Annotated in this window: 16 protein-coding genes; 10 read left to right on the top strand and 6 right to left on the bottom strand. The window is 71.1% G+C overall.

Going from position 1 to position 20,058, the window contains the following annotated elements:
* Positions 1 to 33: 33 nt before the first annotated feature.
* From ODE13_RS08440 to ODE13_RS08430, 3 genes are all read left to right on the top strand, one after another.
* Positions 34 to 2,307 carry a molybdopterin oxidoreductase family protein gene (locus tag ODE13_RS08440; RefSeq protein WP_322478873.1) on the top strand — a complete coding sequence of 758 codons (2,274 nt, stop codon included), beginning with the start codon at positions 34 to 36 and terminating at the stop codon, positions 2,305 to 2,307.
* Positions 2,307 to 4,001, top strand: coding sequence for an FAD-dependent oxidoreductase (locus tag ODE13_RS08435; RefSeq protein WP_322478872.1), 1,695 nt, complete (start codon positions 2,307 to 2,309; stop codon positions 3,999 to 4,001). Before ODE13_RS08440 ends, ODE13_RS08435 begins: the two co-directional genes overlap by 1 nt.
* 258 nt (positions 4,002 to 4,259) lie before the next feature.
* Positions 4,260 to 4,619: a DoxX family protein gene (locus tag ODE13_RS08430; protein WP_322478871.1), complete on the top strand. Its 360-nt coding sequence runs from the start codon at positions 4,260 to 4,262 to the stop codon at positions 4,617 to 4,619.
* Positions 4,620 to 4,821: 202 nt separating this feature from the next.
* On the opposite strand, the gene nirD is transcribed toward ODE13_RS08430, so the two are convergent.
* Positions 4,822 to 5,217 carry a nitrite reductase small subunit NirD gene (nirD, locus tag ODE13_RS08425; protein ID WP_179541869.1) on the bottom strand — a complete coding sequence of 132 codons (396 nt, stop codon included), beginning with the start codon at positions 5,215 to 5,217 and terminating at the stop codon, positions 4,822 to 4,824.
* A gap of 214 nt (positions 5,218 to 5,431) precedes the next feature.
* On the opposite strand from nirD, the gene nirB reads away from it, so the two are divergent.
* The 3 genes from nirB (at position 5,432) to ODE13_RS08410 (ending at position 10,238) form a co-directional block, all read left to right on the top strand.
* A complete protein-coding gene (gene nirB, locus ODE13_RS08420) occupies positions 5,432 to 8,170 on the top strand; it encodes a nitrite reductase large subunit NirB (RefSeq protein ID WP_322478870.1) in 2,739 nt (912 codons plus the stop codon).
* Positions 8,167 to 8,997, top strand: coding sequence for a uroporphyrinogen-III C-methyltransferase (gene cobA, locus ODE13_RS08415; protein ID WP_322478869.1), 831 nt, complete (start codon positions 8,167 to 8,169; stop codon positions 8,995 to 8,997). Before nirB ends, cobA begins: the two co-directional genes overlap by 4 nt.
* A gap of 119 nt (positions 8,998 to 9,116) precedes the next feature.
* Positions 9,117 to 10,238, top strand: coding sequence for a uroporphyrinogen-III synthase (locus tag ODE13_RS08410; protein ID WP_179543132.1), 1,122 nt, complete (start codon positions 9,117 to 9,119; stop codon positions 10,236 to 10,238).
* 4 nt (positions 10,239 to 10,242) lie between these two features.
* On the opposite strand, the gene ODE13_RS08405 is transcribed toward ODE13_RS08410, so the two are convergent.
* The gene (locus ODE13_RS08405) at positions 10,243 to 11,655 is read right to left on the bottom strand and encodes a PLP-dependent aminotransferase family protein (RefSeq protein WP_322478867.1); all 1,413 of its coding nucleotides are present in this window, start codon (positions 11,653 to 11,655) and stop codon (positions 10,243 to 10,245) included.
* Here ODE13_RS08405 and ODE13_RS08400 point away from each other — a divergent pair.
* From ODE13_RS08400 to ODE13_RS08390, 3 genes are all read left to right on the top strand, one after another.
* Positions 11,654 to 12,595: a DMT family transporter gene (locus ODE13_RS08400; RefSeq protein ID WP_322478866.1), complete on the top strand. Its 942-nt coding sequence runs from the start codon at positions 11,654 to 11,656 to the stop codon at positions 12,593 to 12,595. The genes ODE13_RS08405 and ODE13_RS08400 overlap by 2 nt on opposite strands.
* 48 nt (positions 12,596 to 12,643) lie before the next feature.
* Complete coding sequence (locus tag ODE13_RS08395; protein ID WP_322478865.1) at positions 12,644 to 13,375, top strand: HAD-IA family hydrolase; 732 nt, start codon at positions 12,644 to 12,646, stop codon at positions 13,373 to 13,375.
* A gap of 75 nt (positions 13,376 to 13,450) precedes the next feature.
* A complete protein-coding gene (locus ODE13_RS08390; RefSeq protein ID WP_322478864.1) occupies positions 13,451 to 15,412 on the top strand; it encodes a penicillin-binding transpeptidase domain-containing protein in 1,962 nt (653 codons plus the stop codon).
* 60 nt (positions 15,413 to 15,472) lie between these two features.
* On the opposite strand, the gene ODE13_RS08385 is transcribed toward ODE13_RS08390, so the two are convergent.
* From ODE13_RS08385 to ODE13_RS08370, 4 genes are all read right to left on the bottom strand, one after another.
* On the bottom strand, positions 15,473 to 15,919 hold the full coding sequence (locus ODE13_RS08385; protein ID WP_322478863.1) for a thioesterase family protein: 447 nt from the start codon (positions 15,917 to 15,919) through the stop codon (positions 15,473 to 15,475).
* Positions 15,916 to 16,884, bottom strand: coding sequence for a 3-hydroxyacyl-CoA dehydrogenase NAD-binding domain-containing protein (locus ODE13_RS08380; protein WP_322478862.1), 969 nt, complete (start codon positions 16,882 to 16,884; stop codon positions 15,916 to 15,918). The genes ODE13_RS08385 and ODE13_RS08380 overlap by 4 nt, the downstream gene beginning before the upstream one ends.
* Positions 16,881 to 17,795: a 3-keto-5-aminohexanoate cleavage protein gene (locus ODE13_RS08375; RefSeq protein WP_322478861.1), complete on the bottom strand. Its 915-nt coding sequence runs from the start codon at positions 17,793 to 17,795 to the stop codon at positions 16,881 to 16,883. The genes ODE13_RS08380 and ODE13_RS08375 overlap by 4 nt, the downstream gene beginning before the upstream one ends.
* A 191-nt stretch (positions 17,796 to 17,986) precedes the next feature.
* Positions 17,987 to 18,913 carry a TetR family transcriptional regulator C-terminal domain-containing protein gene (locus ODE13_RS08370; protein WP_322478860.1) on the bottom strand — a complete coding sequence of 309 codons (927 nt, stop codon included), beginning with the start codon at positions 18,911 to 18,913 and terminating at the stop codon, positions 17,987 to 17,989.
* A 245-nt stretch (positions 18,914 to 19,158) separates the two neighbouring features.
* Between ODE13_RS08370 and trmB the strand changes: the two genes are divergently transcribed.
* Complete coding sequence (gene trmB, locus ODE13_RS08365; RefSeq protein WP_322478859.1) at positions 19,159 to 20,028, top strand: tRNA (guanosine(46)-N7)-methyltransferase TrmB; 870 nt, start codon at positions 19,159 to 19,161, stop codon at positions 20,026 to 20,028.
* Positions 20,029 to 20,058 lie beyond the last annotated feature (30 nt).

Below are 20,058 nucleotides of genomic sequence, written 5' to 3'. Positions count from 1 at the left end.
CATAGCCCAGCTGATCGAGCAGGAGCTTCCCCGATGACCACGACGGCGGACACCCGCACCATGCAGCGCAGGACCGTGCAGACGCACTGCCCGTACTGCGCCCTGCAGTGCGCCATGAACCTGACCGTCACCGAACGTCCCGGCGAGCCGGACACTTTCGCGGTGGAGGGAGCCTCCTTCCCCACCAACAAGGGCCGGCTCTGCCGGAAGGGCAGCACCGCCGCTGAGCTGCTGACCCGCCGTCACGACCGGCTCACCTCCCCGCTGCTGCGCGGGGAGGACGGCGAGCTGCACCCAGCCTCCTGGGACGAGGCGCTGGAGCACGTGGCCACCGAGATCCGCCGCATCCAGGGCGAACGCGGCGCTGACGCCGTCGGCGTCTTCGGATCCGGCGGGCTGACCAATGAGAAGACCTATGCCCTGGGCAAGTTCGCCCGCGTGGCTCTGGGCACCGCACAGATCGACTACAACGGCCGATTCTGCATGTCCTCCGCCTCCAAAGCCTCCACCCTGGCCTTCGGCCTGGACCGTGGCCTGCCGTTCCCGCTCACTGATCTGGACTCCGCCTGCACCGTGCTGCTCCTGGGATCCAACGTCGCCGACACCATGCCGCCCTTCGTCCAGCATCTGGAGGGCGCCCGTGCCACCGGCGGGCTGATCGTGGTGGACCCGCGGCGCAGCAACACCGCCGAGCTGACCGCTGAGGGCGGCGGCCTGCACATCGCCCCCGCCCCGGGCGGGGACCTGGTGCTGCTGCTCTCCGTGGCGCAGGTTGTCCTGGAGGAGGGTCTGGCCGATGCCGACTACCTGCAGCAGCGGGTCAGCGGGCTCGACTCCTTCCGCCGTTCGGTCACCCAGTGGTGGCCCGAGCGCGCCCAGTCGCTCACCGGAGTCGGGGCGGATCAGATCCGCCTGATCGCCCGCCGGCTGGGCCACGCCGCCCGCGCGGCGCGCAACGGCGGCGACCCGGTGTACATCCTCACCGGCCGTGGGGTGGAGCAGCACAAGGACGGTACCGACACCGCCCGCGCGGCGATCAGCCTCGCCCTGCTGCTCGGCCTGCCCGGCACCCGCGCCGGCGGCTACGGCACCCTCACCGGCCAGGGCAACGGGCAGGGCGGGCGCGAGATGGGCCAGAAGACCGACCAGCTGCCCGGCATCCGTTCCATCACCGACCCCGCCGACCGCGCCCATATGGCGCGGATCTGGGGTGTGGAGCCCGAGGCACTCCCGGGCCCCGGCAGGCCCGCCGCGCAGCTGCTGCACACCATGGGCCACGACGACGGCGTCCGTGCGCTGCTCGTCCATGGCTCCAACGTGGCCGTCTCCGCCCCCGACGCCGCCCGCGTGGTGGAGAACCTGCGGGCGCTCGAGCTGCTGGTGGTCGCCGACTTCTTCCTCTCCGAGACCGCCGCGGAGGCTGACGTGGTGCTGCCGGTGCTGCAGTGGGCCGAGGAGGACGGCACGATGACCAACCTGGAGGGACGGGTGCTGCGCCGCCGGAAGCTGGTGGAGCCGCCGTCGGGCGCACCGAGCTCCGCGGGGTCGGGCACAGACGCACCGGACTCAGGACCACGCTCCGAACTGTGGATCTGGCATGAGTTGGCCCGTCGTCTCGGCTGCTCCAGCGCCTTCCCCGTGGAGCCCGCCGAGGTGTTCGCGGAGATCCGGCAGGCCACCGAGGGGGCGGCCGCAGACTACTCCGGGCTGGACTGGCAGCTCCTCGACGACGGCCACGCCGCCTATTGGCCGGTCCCGTCCGCGCTGCTCGGCGGGGAGTCCTCCCTCACCGGGGAGCCGATCATCGGCACCTCCCGAATGTTCCTGGAACGCTTCGCCCACGCGGACGGCAGAGCCCGGCTGGCCGCCATCACACCGGGCCGCACCCCGGCCCCGGCGCCCGGCGAGCTGACGCTGACCACCGGGCGGCACATGGAGCACTATCAGTCCGGCACCCAGACCCGACGCGTGGCGGCGCTGCTGGATGCCCACCCGGAGGCGACCATCGCCGTCCACCCCGCCACGGCGCTGGAGCACGGCCTCGAGGAGGGCACCGACGCCGTCGTCGCGAACGCCCAGGGCGAGATGACCGCCCGGGTGGTGTGGGACGCCGGAATCCGCACCGACACGATCTTCGCGCCCTTCCACTACGCCGGGCAGGGCACCGCGAACCTGCTCACCCGGGCGCTGACCGACCCGCAGAGCGGGATGCCCGAGTTCAAGAACACCCCGGTGACGATTCGCCCGGCCGGCGCCCCCGGCGCTGCTCGGTCCGAGACCACATCCTCGAAGGAGACCACCCCGTGATGTCCCCGTCGACCTCCTCCCTGCCCGCCGGCACCCGCTCCGGATCCGGCCCCGATGCCGCCCCGCATGTGGTGGTGCTGGGCTTCGGCCCGGTGGCCGCCCGACTGGTCGACGAGCTGAGCGGGCATGTCGCCTCGAGCCGACTGCGCCTGACCGTGGTGGGCACCGAATGCGTCCCGGCCTATCAGCGCATCAAGATCGGCGATGTCAGCGTGGGGCGGGCGGCACCGGAGGATCTGGCGCTGGCCGATGAGGCCGAGCTGCGCGCCGCCGGAGTCGAGGTGCGCTGCGGGGTCACCGCCACCGCGGTGCACGCCGCCTCCCGCATCGTCACCCTCGACGACGGCGGCATTCTGCACTACGACAAGCTGGTCCTCGCCACCGGCGCGGAGCCGACCACCCCGCGCATGACGCTGGAGATGCGCCGCGACGGACACATCGATGCCGAGCTGACCATGAAGGCCAATGGTCGTTCTGCCGGGCGCCGCTCCCGCGCGCCGCAGGCGCAGCCCGAGGAGCCGCGGCGCTACCCGGACGGGGTGATGGCGCTGCGTGACCTCGACGACGCCCGCCGGATCCTGACGATCGTGCAGCGCCGAGAGCCCGTGGTGGTGCTCGGCGGCGGCGTGCTCGGAGTCGAGGCCGCCCTGGCGATCGCCGAGGTCGGCGGCGCGGTGACCCTGCTGCACCGCGGGACCGTGCCGATGGGCCGTCAGATCGACACCGACTCCGGGATGCTGCTGCGCCGCCAGCTGCTCACCGCCGGGGTGGACGTGCGCTCCGCCTGCGATGTGAACACGGTGGTCGCCGACGACGGCCGGCTCTCGGCCGTGCGCACCTCCCTGGGCGAGAAGATCGAGACTTCCCTGCTGCTCACCTGCACCGGGGTGCGGCCACGTGACGGCCTGGCCCACGACGCCGGGCTGCCCACCGCCTGGGGCATCACGGTGGACCGGCAGTCCCGCAGCACCGGGGACCCCCACGTCTTCGCAGTGGGCGACTGCGCCGCCGTCGAAGGCCGTGACCCCAGCGGGCTGATCGCCCCAGGCTGGGAGCAGGCCGAGGCCGCCGCGGAGGCGATCCGCACAGACCTGGAGCTGGCCGCCGCAGTGGAACGTGATGCCGCCGGCCGGCCCGTCGACCTGGCCGGTTCCATGCCGCCCGCGGCCGAGGATGCGAGCACACAGCAAGAGGGCACGACGACGACGCGGAAGCTGGATGTGATCCTGGTGAAGTCGCGGACCCTCTCGGTGGCCTGCGCCGGGGAGACCGCCGTGGACCCCTGGGATCCGGAGTCCCCGACCGTGTCCACCTGGTCCGACCCCAAGGCCGGGCAGTACCTGCGGATCGTCACCGAAGACGAGCGCCTGCTGGGATTCGTCGCGGTGGGCATGCCCCGCTCGGCCGCGGAGCTGGCGCTGCACTGCACCCGGGGCACCCTGCCGGTGGCCGACCGCACGGCGCTGCTGGCCGCAGAGCACGCCACCAAGGAGGCCGAGCTCGGTCCCGACGACGTGCTGTGCCGGTGCTCTGGGGCGACCGCTCGCCAGGTGGAGGAGGCGGCGTCGTGCTGCTCCACCGTGGAGGAGGTCGGAGCCGCCTGCCGCGCCGGCACCGGCTGCGGCACCTGCCACCGGAACATCGAGAAGATGTTGGAGAGTGCGGCAGAGCCCGCCGAACCCGCGGTCGTCTGAGCATCCGTCGTCCCAGACACCACGTTCGGCCGATTCTTCCCCTTCCCGATGACGTTCGGCCGATTCTTCCCTTTCGGAAGCGCGTCAGCGACCCTCTGGAGCGCAAGAAACGGCCGAACGTCGCTCTGCGAGTGAGGTCAGCACGTGCAGGGTTCGGCAGGCATCCCTGCCGCACCCCGTGCGCTGGTATCGTCCGCACCATACCCACGGTACGGGCCGGGACCGCCACCACGTGTCGGCTCTCGAGGGAGGACAACGATGGTCATCGCATCGACCCCGTGGTGGCCTGCAGCCCTGCTGGCGGCCGTCGTGCTCAGTGATGTGCTCCTGTCACTCAGACCGGCCACCTTCATCGCCCGATGCCTCACCGGGGTCAACCTCCCCCGTGAGTGGTGGTGGGTCCTCATCTACGTCAAGGTCCTCGCCGTCATCGGACTCGTCGCCGGGTTCTGGTTCCCCGGCGTCGGCATCGCGGCGAACGTGGGCGTGATCGCCTACTTCATCGCGGCCGGCGTCGCCCACGTGAAGGCCCGTTTCCTGGAGTCAGAGTTCTGGATCAACTGCCTGGGCATGCTCACCCTGTCCACCGCCACACTGATCCTCACGCTCGTGCTCTGAACGGTCGGCCCCACCAAGGCTCGGCCAGAATGTCCCTCCCGCGTTGTTCGGCCGTTTCTTCCCCTCCGAAAGCGCATCAGCGCGCCTCTGGAGGGGAAGAAACGGCCGAACGTCGTTGTCTGGTCAGAATCGGCCGAACGTCGCCGGATGTCGGCGAACCGCGCCAGGAGGGCCGGAGGGGAGGGCGGAGCCCCGGCACGACTCAGGCCGTGACGTGGACGAGTCCCTCGGCATCGACGGCGACCGCGAAGACACTCAGCGCGAACCCGTCCTCGCTCAGACACCGCCCCGTCTCGAGGTCGTAGACCTGCTTGTGGATCGGTGACGCGAGCGTCGGGCGCCCGCCCTTGGTGCCCACGATCCCACGCGCCATCACGTGGGCCTTTGCGACCGGGTCCCATTGGGAGACGGCGTAGACGTGGTCCCCTGGCACGCGGATCAACGCGACCTGCGCACCGTCGACCAGCGCCGCCTCACCCCACAGCGGCTCGAGGTCCCCGAGCCGGCAGACCGCATGAGGACGGTCCTCGGGCGCCTGTCCCCCGGCCGTGCCGAGCCGCTGGGCCTGCTCTTCGGTGAGGTGCAGTGCTGTAGTCATGGCTCCACGCTAGGCGCACAGGGTTTCCCTCATCGTGCGCGCATGTTTCCAGGTGGTGAAAAGGGCTTCAGCAGCGGCCTCTCGGTCACTGAACACCCCGACATACTGGCTTTACAAAGGCGATACGGCGGGGAAATCGCGCCTCCCTAGGCTGGGACCACCCTGGAGCGCCGTGCACCCGCTGCGCTCCTCACGACCGGCAAGGTGAGGATCCATGTCTGCACCCAGCACAGCGAGCCCGAACCCGACCGACGCCGCCCCGCGGCACATCGTCATCGTCGGAGGCGGCCCAGCGGCCCACCGGCTGACCGAAGCCCTCGTCTCCCGGGAGCTCCCCGGCACACGGATCAGCGTCTTCACCGAGGAGGCGCTTCCCCCCTATGACCGGGTGGGCCTCTCCAAGCGCTTCGCCACCGACGACGACCTCCTCCTCGGCGAACCCGGCCTGTGGGAGTCCCCGAGCCTCACGCTGCACACCTCCCGGGCCGTCACCGGCCTGGACACCGCGGCCCAGACCATCACCACCGCCGACGGCGAAACCCTCGGCTACGACGAGCTCGTCCTGGCCACCGGGTCGTCGGCACCACGCCCCGGGCTAGAGGGCGCCGAGCAGATCGCGGTCTACCGCACCCTCGACGACGTCGACTGGCTGCGACTGCGCGTGGCCGAGCTCGGCGTCGAACTGGGACGCACCCCGAAGTGCGCGGTCATCGGCGGCGGACTGCTGGGCCTGGAGGCCGCCGGAGGGCTCAAGGGCCTGGGCGCCGAGGTCACCGTGGTGCACTCCAAGCGCTGGCTGATGAACGCCCAGCTCGACGAGTTCGGCGGCCGCACCCTGAACCGACTCTTGGAGAAGGAGGGCTACGACCTCCACTGCGGCGAGCGCCCCGCCGGCCTGGAGATCCGTGACGCGGCCGCCGAGACGTCCGCTGCCCCGGGCGCAGGATCAGCCCAGCCCCGCTACGCCCTGACCTTCCCCACCCTGGACACCGTGGAGGCGGACCTGATCGTCGCCGCCATCGGGATCACCGCCCGTGACGAGCTCGCCCGGGATGCCGGGCTGCAGCTCGGCTCCCGCGGGGGCGCGGTCATCGACGCCACCTGCGCGACGTCGGCGGATCATGTGTGGGCCATCGGTGAGGTCGCCTGCTTCGAGGACATCTGCATGGGCCTGGTGGCCCCGGCCAACGCGATGGCAGAGGTGGTCGCGGATCGGCTGGCCGGAGGGGCCGCTGAGTTCGACGGATTCGACACCGCCGCGAAGCTCAAGCTCGCCGGCATGGACGTGGCCTCCTTCGGCGACGGCTTCGCCGAGACCGAGGGAGCCCTGGAGGTCGTCTACGCCGACCCCGCGGACGGCGTCTACCAGAAGCTGGTCGTCTCCGATGACGCCAGGACCCTGCTGGGCGGCATCTTCGTCGGCGACGCCTCTCCCTACTCCTCGCTGCGTCCGCTGCTGGGCCGTGAGCTTCCCGCCGAGCCGGGCGCCTTCCTCTCCGCGGCCGGCGGCGACGTCGCCGAACTGGAGCTGCCCGACGACGCCCAGGTGTGCTCCTGCAAGGACATCTGCGCCGGGACCCTCCGGAAGGCCGTGGCCGGCGACGGCGCCACCCCGCCGTGCGCGGACATCGGTGCGCTGAAGAAGTGCACCAAGGTCGGCACCCAGTGCGGCTCCTGCCTGCCGATGGCGAAGAAGATCATGGAGAAGGAGATGGTCGCCCAGGGGATGGAGGTCTCCCACGCCCTGTGCGAGCACTTCGACCTCTCCCGCGCCGAGCTCTTCGAGGCGGTTCAGGCCACCGGGCTGTCCTCCTTCACCGAGATCATCGAACGCTTCGGCACTCCGGCCGATCCGAGCGTGAACTTCGGCTGCGACATCTGCAAGCCCGTCATCGCCTCGGTGCTGGCCGCCCAGCACGACGAGTACATCCTCGACGGCGGCCGCGGCGCCCTGCAGGACACCAACGACCGAGCCCTGGCGAACATGCAGAAGGACGGCACCTACTCGGTGGTGCCCCGCGTGCCCGCCGGGGAGATCACCCCGGCCAAACTCGCCGCCATCGCCGAGGTCGCCCAGGAGTTCGACCTCTACACCAAGATCACCGGCGCCCAGCGCATCGACATGTTCGGTGCCCGCCTGGAGCAGCTGCCGATGATCTGGCGGAAGCTGGTCGACGCGGGCTTCGAGTCCGGGCAGGCCTACGGCAAGGCGCTGCGCAACGTGAAGTCCTGCGTAGGCTCCACCTGGTGCCGCTACGGCGTCCAGGACTCCGTGGCGATGGCCATCGAGCTGGAGATGCGGTACCGCGGGCTGCGCTCCCCGCACAAGCTGAAGTTCGGAGTCTCCGGCTGCGCCCGCGAGTGCGCCGAGGCCCGCGGCAAGGACGTCGGCGTCATCGCCACCTCCGAGGGCTGGAACCTGTACGTCGGAGGAAACGGCGGCGCCACCCCCGCCCACGCCGAGCTGCTGGCCAAGGACCTGGACGATGAGACCCTGCTGCGCTACATCGACCGCTACATCATCTACTACGTGCGCACCGCCGACAGGCTCCAGCGCACCGCCCGGTGGATGGAGGAGCTGCCCGGCGGGGTGGAGCACATCCACGACGTCGTGGTGAAGGACACCCTGGGCGTGGCCGAGGACCTCGAGGCCGCCATGGCGACGCACGTGGACCGCTATGAGGACGAATGGGCGGCCACTCTGCGCGATCCGGAGAAGCTGCGGCGCTTCCGCAGCTTCGTCAACGCCCCGGACGCCCCCGACACCGGGCTGGCCTACGTGCTCGAGCGCGACCAGCGCCGTCCGGCCACCGAGGAGGAACGTGTCGCAGCGGCCGCCGGGGAGGGCCCGGTGCTGCTCTCCGGCCCGCGCATCCCGGTCCGTGAGAGCTTCGCGCTCAGCCGGACGGACGTCGCCCGGGCCGACGTCACACCGGCAGGGGTGCCGTCATGAGCGCCGCTGCCGCCATCGGCTCGGTGACCCTGGTCGGCGGCGGACCAGGTGCCGCGGACCTGATGACGGTCCGCGCCCGTGATGCGCTGGCCACCGCCGACGTCGTCTACTTCGACCGGTTGGCACCCACCGATGATCTCCTCAGCTGGTCCCCCCGTGCGGAGCTGGTCGACGTCGGCAAACGCCCTGGACATCACCGGGTTCCGCAGGAGACCATCCACGAGATGATGATCGACTCTGCGCAGGCCGGGAAGACGGTGGTGCGTCTTAAGGGCGGGGACCCGTTCGTCTTCGGGCGCGGCTGCGAAGAGGTCGCCGCCTGCCGCGAGGCCCACGTTCCGGTCACCGTGGTCCCGGGGATCTCCTCGGCCATCGCCGTGCCCGCGGCCGCCGGCATTCCGGTGACCGCGCGCGGCGTCTCCAAGGCGTTCACCGTGATCTCCGGCCATGACCTGCTCAGCGAGGAGGAGCTGGCCGGACTGGTCGGCGTCGGGGGCACCGCGGTGATCCTGATGGGCGTGGGCACCCTGGGCCACACGGTCACCGGCCTGCGCCGCCACGGAATGGCCGACGGCGTCCCGGTGGGCATCGTGGAGAAGGGCTTCAGCGCCGAGCAGCGCGTCACGATCGCGCCGCTGGGTGAGGTCCTGGGCGTCGCCGCCGCGGCACGGATCAGCTCCCCGGCGGTGCTGGTGATCGGGGAGGTGGTCCGGCTGGCCGCCGTGGAGCCCGACACCGGGGAGGCCGCCCGGCGGGGCCCGGAGCCGATGCACGTCAGCGAGGACGGCGTGCAGCGCATCCGCACACTCGCGGGGGCCGTGCGGTGAGTCCGGACGCCAGCACTCCAGCCTCCGCCGAGGTCAGGCCCACACCGCGGACCTCCCCTGCCGCCAGCACCTCCTCTGCCGCGAGCACCTCCTCTGCCGCCAGCGCCTCCTCCCCTGCGCTGCCGGCGGCCTCCGCACTGCCGCAGACGCTGGCCGGCTTCCGCATCGGCGTGACCTCGGACCGCCGCAGCGAGGACCTGATCTCCGCCTTCGAGCGGCGTGGCGCGGAGGTCATGCATGCCCCGGCGCTGCGCATCGCACCGATGACCGAATCGGTGACGCTGCAGCGGGACACCCGACTGGTGACCGAGGCGCGTCCCGATCACACGATCATCACCACCGCCTACGGAATGCGCCGGTGGGCCGAGGCCGCCGACGCCTACGGTCTGGGCACCGAGCTCCACGAAGCCCTGGAGGGCTCCAGCATCCTGGTGCGCGGACCCAAGGCGCGCGGCGCAGTGCGAGCCGCCGGGCTCGACGACGACGGCGCCGCCGACGACGAGCGCACCGCCACGGTGATCGACATGCTGCTGGCCCGGGACCTCACCGGGAAGACCGTGGCGTTCCAGCTGCACGGCCGCACCGACCACGAGCAGATCGCCCGCATCGAGTCGGCGGGCGCGCGGGTGATCACGGTCATGCCCTACGCCTGGGCGAAGCCGGAGGAGGACTCCGCGCTGCTGCGGATGATCGACGCCGTCATCGAACGGCAGCTGGACATCGTCACCTTCACCGCAGCTCCCGCGGTGGACGCGTTCCTGGAGGTCGCCCATCAGTACGGCAGGGCGGCCGCCCTGCTGGAGGCGTTCCGCTCGGACGTCGTCTCCGCCGCCGTCGGGGACGTGACGGCCGCACCGCTGCACGAGTCCGGAGTCCGGCCGATCACACCCCAGCGCTGGCGGCTGGGCGCGATGATCCGGCTGGTCTGCGAGCATCTCGAGGAGCATCAGACGCTGCGCCTGGAGACCCGCCACGGCCCGGTGGAGATGCGTGGCTCCGAGGTCCGCTTCCCGGAGGTCACCGAGCGGCCGGTGCGTCTGGCCCCAGGGCCCCTCGCGCTCATGCGCGCGCTGGTCAAGGCCGAAGGCGCGGTGCTCTCCCGGGAGCATCTGCTGCAGGTGCTGGGCCACTGTGACTCCGAGCATGCCCTGGAGATGTGGGTCTCGCGTCTGCGCAAGGCGCTGCCCGCCTCCGGAGTGGTGACCACGGTGGTCAAGCGCGGCTACCGGCTGGCGGTGTGAGCCGTCAGCCCTGCGCCTCGAGGCGTTCCCGCAGCGCCTCTCCGATGCGCCGCACCGCCTCCGGGTGCTCCTCGGGCTGCGGCCCCGAGTAGCTGAGCCGCAGATGGCTGCCCGCCGGTTCGGCGGGGAACCACTCGTCGCCCCCGGCGACGACGACGCCGCGGGCCTCGCAGGCCGCGATGAAGTCAGGCATGTCGCCGAGCTCCGGCAGCTGCAGCCACAGATGCAGGCCTCCGGTGGGGATCGTCTCCAGCCGGGCCTCGGGGATGTGCTGATGGACCGCCTGGACCATCGCGTCCCGGCGCTGCTCCAGCTCCCCGCGCAGATGCCGCAGATGCGTCTTCCAGGCCGGGCGGGTGACCACTTCCATCGCCACCTCCTGCAGGGCGGCGCTGACGTACATCGACTCTGCCTGGCAGGCTCCTTGGATGCGGGCCCGGGCCGGCCCGCGGGCGATCACCGCCGCCACCCGCACCGAGGGTGAGACGCTCTTGGTGAGCGAGCGCAGGTGCACGACGTGCCCGTCGGGGTCGTCGGCGGCCAGGGGCTCCGGGCCGGGAGCGATCCCGAAGTCACGGGCGTAGTCGTCCTCGATGAGGAAGGCGCCCCGGGATCTGACGATCTCCATGATCGCGCGCGCCCGGTCCGGGGCCCAGCAGGAGCCGGTGGGGTTCGCCCAGGCCGGCTGCGCGTAGAAGGTGCGGGCGCCGGTCTCTTCGAAGGCCATCCGCACCTGATCGGGATCCGGCCCCTGCGGGCCGGTCGGCACGGCGACGATGCGGGCGCCGATGTGCCGGGCGGCGAGGATCGCTCCCCAATAGGTCGGGGACTCCATGAGGATCGGACGGCCTGCGCCGACGAGCGCGCCGAAGGTGGCGGCCAGTCCGCTCTGGCTCCCGGGCACGATGGTGACGTCGGTCGACGACGGCGCCCCCGTGCCTGCGCTCCCGCCGATCGCCTGCGCGAACCATGAGCGCAGCTCCGGAAGCCCCGCGGCCGGGGGTCGTCGCAGCGCCGACTCTGTCCGGCCGACCCGGGACCAGGCCGACTGCAGCAGGCGCCGGGGCAGCAGATCCGGTTCAGGGTAGGCGGCGTGCAGGGCGATCCTGCCCTCGGCGGCAGGTCGCAGGGCCGCGGGGAGGCCGCGGGGCTCTCCCCCGGTCAGCGCCAGCGCGGCGGTCTGCCAGCGGTGGTCGCTGGCCGTGCGGGGGCCTGTGCCACGGAGGAAGGTCCCCGCACCGGGTCGGCTCTCCACCAGGCCCAGAGCGGCCAGGCGTCCGACGGCGCTCTGCACCGTGACCGGGCTGACGTGCAGGTGGGCGACTAGCGCACGGCTGCTGGGCAGCCGGCTGCCAGGGGGCGCCGACGCCATCCAGCGCCGCAGGTGCTCCTCCACACGAGTGCTACTATCTGTCATGAAAGAACATAGTAGCGATACTGTCACAATTGGGGAACCGCTACCGCTCCTCACACCACCCTCGGGCGTCTGGTGGGGGCTTCTCGGCGTCGTGGCCTTCTCCTTCACGGTCCCGCTGACCCGCATCGCCGTCACCGAGGGAGCCACCGGTGGCGGTCTCGACCCGCTCTTCGTCGGGGCCGGACGGGCCGTCGTCGCCGGGTTCCTGGCAGGCTCGGCCCTGCTGCTCGCCCGTCAGCGACTGCCCCAGGGGCGGCAGTGGCTCCGGCTGGGCATCGTCGCGCTGGGCATCGTCCTGGGATTCCCCGTGCTGACCTCCCTGGCGCTGACCACCGCGACCGCGAACCATGGGGCGGTGGTCATCGCGGTGCTGCCCGCGGCCACCGCCGTGGTCGCCGTCGTGCGGACCGGGGAGCGCCCCGGGCCGCTGTTCTGGACGGCCACCAGCGGCGGAGCGGCGGCCGCCGTCGCCTTCGCCTCAGTCCATGGCGGGGTGGGGTCCCTGCACTGGACCGACCTGCTCTTCTTCGCCGCGGTGGTCACCGCGGCGTTCGGCTACGCCGAGGGCGGTCTGCTGGCACGCGAGCTGGGGGCCTGGCAGACGATCTCCTGGGCGCTGGTGGCGGCCCTGCCCGTGACGATCCTGCTGACGGCCCTCAGCCTGGACGGCCAGGTGCCACAGGCCTCCCCCGCTCAGTGGGCCAGCTTCGGCTACCTCGCGGTGGTCAGCATGTTCCTGGGCTTCTTCGCCTGGTACCGCGGGCTGGCCATCGGGCCGATCGCCCAGGTCAGCCAGATCCAGCTCACCCAGCCGGTGATGACCCTGATCTGGGCCACCGTGCTGCTGGGAGAACGGATCACCCTGACCACGATGGTGGGCGGCCTGGCCGTGGTGCTCTGCGCCGCGGCGGCGGTGCGGGTGCGGCTGCGATCCGGCTGACCCCATGATCGGTAGATTGAGCCGCACAGCCGACCACGAGGAGAGCCCATGAAGGATCTGACCGCCTACACGACCCTCAGCTTCGACTGCTACGGCACGCTCATCGACTGGGAGGCCGGGCTCTCCTCCGTGCTGGCCCCCTGGGCGCAGGAGCAGGGCCTCGAACTCGACACCGAGGAGCTTCTGACGGCGTACTCGGCCCAGGAGGCCGCCATCATGCGGGAACACCCCTCCTGGCTCTACCCGCAGGTGCTCGCCGAGGCCTTCCGCCGCACCGGCCGTCACCTGGGCACGGCGGTCAGCGACTCCTGGGCGCAGCGGCTCGGTGACTCAGTCCCGAACTGGCCGATGTTTCCCGACTCGGCCGCCGCGCTCGCGTCCCTGCGCCGCCACTACGACCTGGTCATCCTCTCCAACGTGCACCGCGCCGGCTTCGCCGGCAGCAACCGGCACCTCCGCGGCGACTTCGCGGCGATCATCACCGCCGAGGACGTGGGCGCCTACAAGCCGGCCGCGCCCCCTTTCGAGTCGCTGGAGGCGTGGCTCGATGGTCGGGGAACACTTCGGTCAGAGCTGCTGCATGTGGCCCAGAGCCTGTTCCACGACCATGTCCCGGCACGCCGTCACGCGCTGGACTCGGTGTGGATCAACCGGCGCCACGATCGCCCCGGCTGGGGCGCGACGCCGGAACCCGCGGAAGGCTGGAGCTACGGCGCCGAATTCCGCTCGATGCAGGAGTTCGCCGAGGCGGCCGCCGCGGCCTTCCGGGACAGGAGCTGACACCACCACGAAAGCTCGACTCCACCCCGCACGTCAGCACCCTTCGTGTCACAGAGGCCAGGCATACTGGTGCCCATGCCGTTCACCTCGCACCCTCGTCGCCTGCTCAGTCTGAGCGTGGTGGCCGCCGGTACGCTGGCGCTGCTCACCGGCTGCGGAGACGCGCGCCCCACCCCTGAGTCCCAGGCAGAGGCGCTGGCCTCCGCGCTGCAGACCGGAGACTTCTCCGAGGTCGCCGTGCGCACCGACGCCGGGGCCCAGGAGCTCGACGACGCCGTGGCCACCCTCCACGCCCCCTTCGGCGACCTGGCCCCGGAGGTCACCGTCGGCGAGATCGCCGTGGAGGATCCCCCGGAGGATTCCCCCCGTCCGCCCAGCGCCGCAGTGGACCTGGAGCACTCCTGGAACCTGGAGGACCTCGGGCTGGATGAGGAGACCTGGAGCTACGAGACCCGGGCCGAGTTCACCTATGACGCTGAAGCGGAGCAGTGGCGGCTGGAGCCCGACTCCGAGATCGTCCTGCCCGGCTATTCAGGGCACGAGGGCATCGGCATCTCCACGGTGCCCGCAGAGCGCGGCAGGATCATGGACGACGCCGGCCGCGCGATGGTCTACAACCGGGACGTGGTGCGCATCGGCATCGACAAGTCCCAGCTCGCCACCGGCGAGGAGGCCCCCGAGGAGGACACCCAGCGCGATGCCGCCGAGCAGCTGGCCGAGGTGCTCGGCATCGACGCCGAGACCTATGCGGACCGCGTGGTCGCCCACGGAGACCAGGCGTTCGTGGAGGCCATCGTGCATCGGCGCGACTCCGACGAGGTGACCGCCTCCGACCTCGCCGACATTCCGGGGGTCCATATCGCCGACGACCAGCTGCCGCTGGCGGAGTCGGCCGACTTCGCGCCGATGCTGCTGGGCCGCGTCGGTCCGGTGACCGCCGAACATCTGGAGGAGGATCCCACCCTCAGCGCGGGGGACACGATCGGTACCTCCGGGCTCCAGGCGGCCTACGAGGAGTCGCTTCGCGGCTCCCCCGGCCTGCGCATCCATATGGATGGCGAAACGCTCTTCTCCACCGAGCCGGTGGCCGGCGAGGACCTGGACACCGGGCTGAACCCCCGACTGCAGAACCTCGCGCAGGACGTCGTCGACGGCGTCGAGGACTCCATCGCCTCCCTGGTCGCCATCCGTCCCTCCGACGGCGGGATCCTGGCCGCCGCCGATCACCACCCGGAGGACGCCTGGGTCTCCACCGCCACCCAGTCGACCTACGCACCGGGCTCGAGCTTCAAAGTCGTCTCCTCCCTGGCGATGCTGCGTGACGGCCTCACCCCCGACTCCACGGTCGAGTGCCCCGGCTCAGCCCAGGTCCACGGTCAGGTCTTCCGCAACTACGAAGGCTTCCCCGCCGAGCACACCGGTTCGGTGGAGTTCGACGAGGCGGTCGCCACCTCCTGCAACACTCTGTTCGTCAACGCGTGGGACGACGTCTCATCCGCCGAGCTGCAGGAGGCCGCCTTCGACCTCGGACTCGACGACGAGAGCCAGGGGATCGGACTGGCCAGCCGTTTCGGCAGCATCCCGGACGACTCTGAGCTGAACCTGCACGCGGCGAACCTCTTCGGTCAGGGAGTGGTCGAGGCCTCTGCCCTGGGCATGGCCACGGTGGCAGCCTCTGTGGCCGCCGGAGAGACCGTCCACCCGTATCTGGCGGGCCCCGCGGCGGAGTCCGAGGAGTCGGCTGAGGAGTCCGGCCTCACCGAGGACGAGGCCGAGGACTTGCGCACCCTGATGCACGACACCATCGAGTACGGCACCCTCTCCGGGCTGGTCGACGTCCCCGGTGAGCACATCTACGCGAAGACCGGCACCGCGCAGGCCGGGGACGGCGATGACGTGTACGCCCACACCTGGGTGATCGCCTTCCAGGGCGATCTGGCGGTGGCGATCTTCGTGGACGAGGGCGAGTTCGGCTCCTCCACCAACGGGCCGCTGCTCGAGGAGTTCCTCACCGGAGCCCGGGACATCCTCGACTGACCTGCTGGATCTGCCCCGGCTGACCGCACCTGCTGACGAACCCGACTCAGCCGATGCGACTCAGCCGATTCGCCGGCCGCACCAGGACGGGGCCGGTTCCAGGTGCGCGCGGATCGCCTCGGCGATCGCGTCCGGGAACGGCACCGTGCCGCCGGCCTGCTGATCCACGTACAGGCCCATGACCTCTTCCGTGGCGATCAGCTCGCCGTCGGCGTGCATCTCATGAGCCAGGTGCAGCTTCTTCGGCCCCTGGCCGACCACTCGGGTGCGCACGGTCAGGGACGTGTCGAGTCCGACCTCCCGCAGGTACCGGATGTGGGCCTCCACGGTGAACAGCGAGCAGCCCTGCGCCGCCCGATGCTCGGGGCCCATGCCGAGCCGATCCATGGTCTGGTCGGTGGCGTGGCCGAAGACCAGCACGTAGTACGCCTCGGACATGTGGCCGTTGTAGTCGATCCACTCCTGCGACACCTGGCTCTCATGGACCGGCAGCCGGGATGCGGTCATGACGGCACCTCCGGCGACTCGTCCCGGCCCAGCAGCCGCCGGATGGCGACGATCCCGGCATCGCGCTCAGCCACCAGATCGGTGACGCTGCGACCCTCGCTGGCCACCTCACAGCCGGCGACGACGTCGCCCCGCAGCTCCGGCGTGAGCTCCGGGGCCTGAAGCCGCGTCCAGGGCGACTTCAGCGAAGGGCCGAAATGATCGAGCATGTGCGCCATCCCTCCCTCGCCACCGGCGAGGTGGAAGGTGAGCATCGGGCCATGCATGGGCCAGCGCAGACCGGGCCCGTCCCTGATGGAGCGGTCGATCTGCTCGACGGTTGCCTCGCCGTTGTCCACCATGTGCAGCGCCTCCCGCCACAGGGCCTCCTGCAGCCGGTTGGCGATGAATCCCGGCACCTCGCGGTCCATGCGGATCACCGACTTGCCCAGCGCCGTGTAGAACCGCGCGGCCCAGTCGACGACCTCCGGGGAGGTACCCTCACCGCCGACGACCTCCACCAGCGGGATCAGGTATGGCGGGTTGAACGGATGTCCCACCACGAAGCGCTCCGGCCGGCTGACCTCCGCGGCCATCTCCGTCATCCCGTAGCCCGAGGTGGAGGACCCCACGACGATCTCGGGTGCAGTCACCGCATCCAGCTCGGCCAGCAGCCGACGTTTCAGTGTCAGATCTTCCGGGGCGGACTCCTGGACGAAGCCGACGCCGTCGACCGCCTCCGCCAGGTCGGTGTGGACGCTCCAGGCGTCCCGGTCCGCCCCCTCGAGCATGTCGAGCTGCTCGAGTGCGGGCCAGGCGGCGTCGATCAGCCGGGTCAGGCGGGCCTCCGCATCCGGTGCGGGGTCCCACACCTTGACCCGGTGCCCGCGCGCGAGGAAGTAGGCGGCCCAGCCGCCGCCGATGGTGCCGGCTCCGATGCAGGCGATCGTGCCGACGTCGTCGATGCTGCGTCCCGGCGCCATCATCCTCGGGCCCTCGCTCCGCCGGAGGGGACCTGGACGGTCAGGTCGAGGATCTCACGGGCCTCGTCCGGAGTGGCGACCTTCTCGCCGAGGGACTCCACCAGCCCCACCGCCCGCTCGGTGAGCTGCGCGTTGGTGGCCTTGACGCCCTTCGAGAGGTAGAGGTTGTCCTCGAGGCCGACCCGGACGTGACCTCCGGCCAGCACGGACCGGGCGGCCCAGGGCAGCTGATTCCGGCCCAGGGCGAAGGAGGTGAACTCCGCGCCGTCGGGAAGCATGTGCACCATGGCCTGCAGCAGCCCCGGGTCGGCGGGGGCGCCGTAGGGGATGCCCATGCACAGCTGGTACATCGGAGGCGGGTCGATCAGCCCCTCCTCCACCAGGACGTTGGCGAACCACAGGTTCCCGGTGTCGAAGATCTCCATCTCCGGCTTCACCCCGAGCTGCTGGATCCTCGCCGCTCCCTCGCGGAGCATGTCCGGGGTGGAGACGTAGAGGTTGCTGCCCTCGCCGAAGTTCAGCGAGCCGCAGTCGATGGTGCAGATCTCCGGCAGCAGCTCCTCCACATGAGGCAGCCGGTCGGTGGCGTTGACCAGGTCCGTGCCCTCCTGCTGCGTGGTGGGGCGCTGCGGGTCGATGACCAGCTCACCGCCCATCCCGGCGGTGAGGTTCAGGACGGGGTCGACGTCGGAGGCCCGGACGATCCGCACGACCTCTCGGTAATGGGCGACCTCGCGGGAACCCAGTGTGGTCTGCGGGTCACGGACGTGGATATGGACGATCGATGCTCCGGCTCGGGCGGCGGCGATCGCGTCGGCGGCGATCTCCTCCGGTGTGACCGGGACGTTCTCATTGCGGCCGGCGGTGTCACCGGCGCCAGTGAGCGCACAGGTGATGATGACTCTGCGTGGCATGGAGGGGCTCCTTCTCTGGGGGGGGGTGGTCGGGTGCAGACGGATGACCCACCGTCGAGTGGGGGATTCATGGCGGCTGAGAGCCGGATCTGGGACTTTGGCCGTCAGGGATTCCCCCACTCGACGTCAGGACTGCAGATGCGGTCGTGTCGGGGACGGCGGCCTCAGCCGGGGTGTCGTCCTCCGGCCGCTCAGGCCTCGACGGCGGGCGGCGAGCCCTGCGAGGAGGGCACGGGGCGCTCGATCGGCAGGTCCACGTCGGGCTGGAGGATCCGACGTCGCAGATGCTCCCGAAGACGCCGCTCCATGTCCTCCTCGGAGAGCACACCGGTCAGCACCTGCACGCCCAGGCCGTCCACGAACGCGGTGAGCTCTCCGGTGAGGTCCTCGCTGAGGCCCGGCTGGAATGTCCCTGCGCGCTGGCCTGCATCGATGGCGCTGCGGACGGTCTCGAACCAGCGGCGGTAGATCTCCACGTACTCCTCGTCCCGGCCGCCGGCCAGCGCCACCCGGTTCCAGGACTGCAGCCAGATGGACCAGTCGAGCCGACCGGCCTCTCCGTGGGGCGACTGCATCTCCAGAAGCCTCCACAGCCGCTCCACCGGATCCTGGACGCCGGTGAGCCGAGCGACCTGCCGGTCATAGGCGAGCTTCACCGAATGGCTCAGGGCCATCGCGAAGAGATCCGGCTTGGCCGGGAAGTAGTAGTGCACCGTGGCGCTGGAGACTCCGGCCGCCGCCGCGATGTCGCTGACGCGGACGGCCTCGAAGCCCGTCCGGGCGAAGAGCCGCCACGCGGATTCGATGATCTCCAGACGGCGGCGAGCCTGCTCCGGGGTCGAGGGCGAGGCTCCGCTCGGGTCAGTCTCCGGCGGAGCCACCGAGACCGGCGCCTCTCCCGGCCCTTGCTCGAGCAGCTCGCCCACAGGCACACCGGTCACGCGTGCCAGGGTGACGAACTCGTCGTCGGTGAATCGACGCTGCCCGGACAGCGACTTGGAGAGCTTCGTCTCGTCCATCCCCATCTCAGCGGCCACCTGGCGCTGAGAGCGGCCGCTGGCGCGGATGGCAGCACGCACCCGATCCGCAGAGGGGCGGCCCGTCGTCGACCTGGACATGGCGATCAGCGTACTGAGGCCCGGCACGGAATCGCAAGTCACCTGACTTTTGATCAGAACTTGCGATATGCTCACCCTCGGTGCCCCGTGGTGACCCACGCCTGAACCCGGTCCGCGGTCCGCAGACCCCTGAGTCGGCGGGCAGTATTCCGTTACGATGACGTGTCGTCGCCATGCCGCTGGACCAGCGAGCAGAACCATGGCCCAGCGGCAGCACCCGCACCCGACCAGAGAGCCAGAGATCCGTGTCCCCTGAGAGTCAGCAGCCCGAGCAGACCCCCGCCCGGAGCCATATGCGCCACCCGCTGTCCTTCGTACGTCGCAGCAACCGGCTGACGCCGCGCCGCCAGCGCGCCTGGGACGCCGCCCTGGGCCAGGAGCTGCTGGACATCCCCCAGGGCCAGCGGGATACCGCCGTCGCCGACGACTTCCGCATCGACTGGAAGACCGAGTTCGGCCGGGATGCCGAGCTGATCGTGGAGATCGGCACCGGCTCGGGGGAGGCTGTCGCCCACGCCGCCGCCCAGCACCCGGAGAAGAACTTCCTGGCCGTGGAGGTCTACAGGCCCGGCGTCGCCCAGCTGGTCAGCCGCCTGCGCCGCGAGGGCCTCCGCAACGTGCGGGTGGCCAACGTCGACGCCACCGAGGTCCTGGACAAGCTCCTTCCGGAGGACTCGGTCGCTGAGCTGTGGGTCTTCTTCCCGGACCCGTGGCACAAGAAGAAGCACAACAAGCGCCGCCTCATCCAGGATTCCTTCGTGGAGAAGATCGCCCACGTGCTGCCCGACGGCGGGATCTGGAGGCTGGCTACCGACTGGTCGGGCTACGCGGTGCAGATGCGGGACACCATCTCCGCCTCGCGCGCCTTCACCAACGCCCACGCCGGCCAGCGCGTCGGTCAGGAGTCTCCGCTGACGGCTGTACGCCTCGAGGATCTCGACGCGCGGAGCATGGGCAAGACCCCGCAGCCGCTGCCGCTGGACGAGGCCGTCGACGACGTCGGCGGCTGGGCGCCACGCTTCGAGGGCCGCATCCAGACCGATTTCGAGACCAAGGCGCTGAAGGCCGGCCGGAAGATCTTCGACCTGACCTTCGTCCGCACTCCACGCACCTGAGCCTGTCCCTCCCGCGACACCGAGATCTGG

The organism is Nesterenkonia sp. HG001 (genome assembly GCF_034438835.1).
In the GTDB taxonomy this organism is placed as follows: domain Bacteria; phylum Actinomycetota; class Actinomycetes; order Actinomycetales; family Micrococcaceae; genus Nesterenkonia; species Nesterenkonia xinjiangensis.
The sequence above is the reverse complement of the archived record's forward strand: the minus strand, read 5'-3'. Positions and strand labels throughout refer to the sequence as shown.

Bases quoted from the DNA above. Each gene is read 5' to 3' on its own strand.
- ODE13_RS08440 (WP_322478873.1), top strand. From the start codon at position 34: ATGACCACGACGGCGGACACCCGCACCATGCAGCGCAGGACCGTGCAG.
- ODE13_RS08435 (WP_322478872.1), top strand. From the start codon at position 2,307: ATGTCCCCGTCGACCTCCTCCCTGCCCGCCGGCACCCGCTCCGGATCC.
- ODE13_RS08430 (WP_322478871.1), top strand. From the start codon at position 4,260: ATGGTCATCGCATCGACCCCGTGGTGGCCTGCAGCCCTGCTGGCGGCC.
- nirD (WP_179541869.1), bottom strand. From the start codon at position 5,217: ATGACTACAGCACTGCACCTCACCGAAGAGCAGGCCCAGCGGCTCGGC.
- nirB (WP_322478870.1), top strand. From the start codon at position 5,432: ATGTCTGCACCCAGCACAGCGAGCCCGAACCCGACCGACGCCGCCCCG.
- cobA (WP_322478869.1), top strand. From the start codon at position 8,167: ATGAGCGCCGCTGCCGCCATCGGCTCGGTGACCCTGGTCGGCGGCGGA.
- ODE13_RS08400 (WP_322478866.1), top strand. From the start codon at position 11,654: ATGAAAGAACATAGTAGCGATACTGTCACAATTGGGGAACCGCTACCG.
- ODE13_RS08405 (WP_322478867.1), bottom strand. From the start codon at position 11,655: ATGACAGATAGTAGCACTCGTGTGGAGGAGCACCTGCGGCGCTGGATG.
- ODE13_RS08395 (WP_322478865.1), top strand. From the start codon at position 12,644: ATGAAGGATCTGACCGCCTACACGACCCTCAGCTTCGACTGCTACGGC.
- ODE13_RS08390 (WP_322478864.1), top strand. From the start codon at position 13,451: ATGCCGTTCACCTCGCACCCTCGTCGCCTGCTCAGTCTGAGCGTGGTG.
- ODE13_RS08385 (WP_322478863.1), bottom strand. From the start codon at position 15,919: ATGACCGCATCCCGGCTGCCGGTCCATGAGAGCCAGGTGTCGCAGGAG.
- ODE13_RS08380 (WP_322478862.1), bottom strand. From the start codon at position 16,884: ATGATGGCGCCGGGACGCAGCATCGACGACGTCGGCACGATCGCCTGC.
- ODE13_RS08375 (WP_322478861.1), bottom strand. From the start codon at position 17,795: ATGCCACGCAGAGTCATCATCACCTGTGCGCTCACTGGCGCCGGTGAC.
- ODE13_RS08370 (WP_322478860.1), bottom strand. From the start codon at position 18,913: ATGTCCAGGTCGACGACGGGCCGCCCCTCTGCGGATCGGGTGCGTGCT.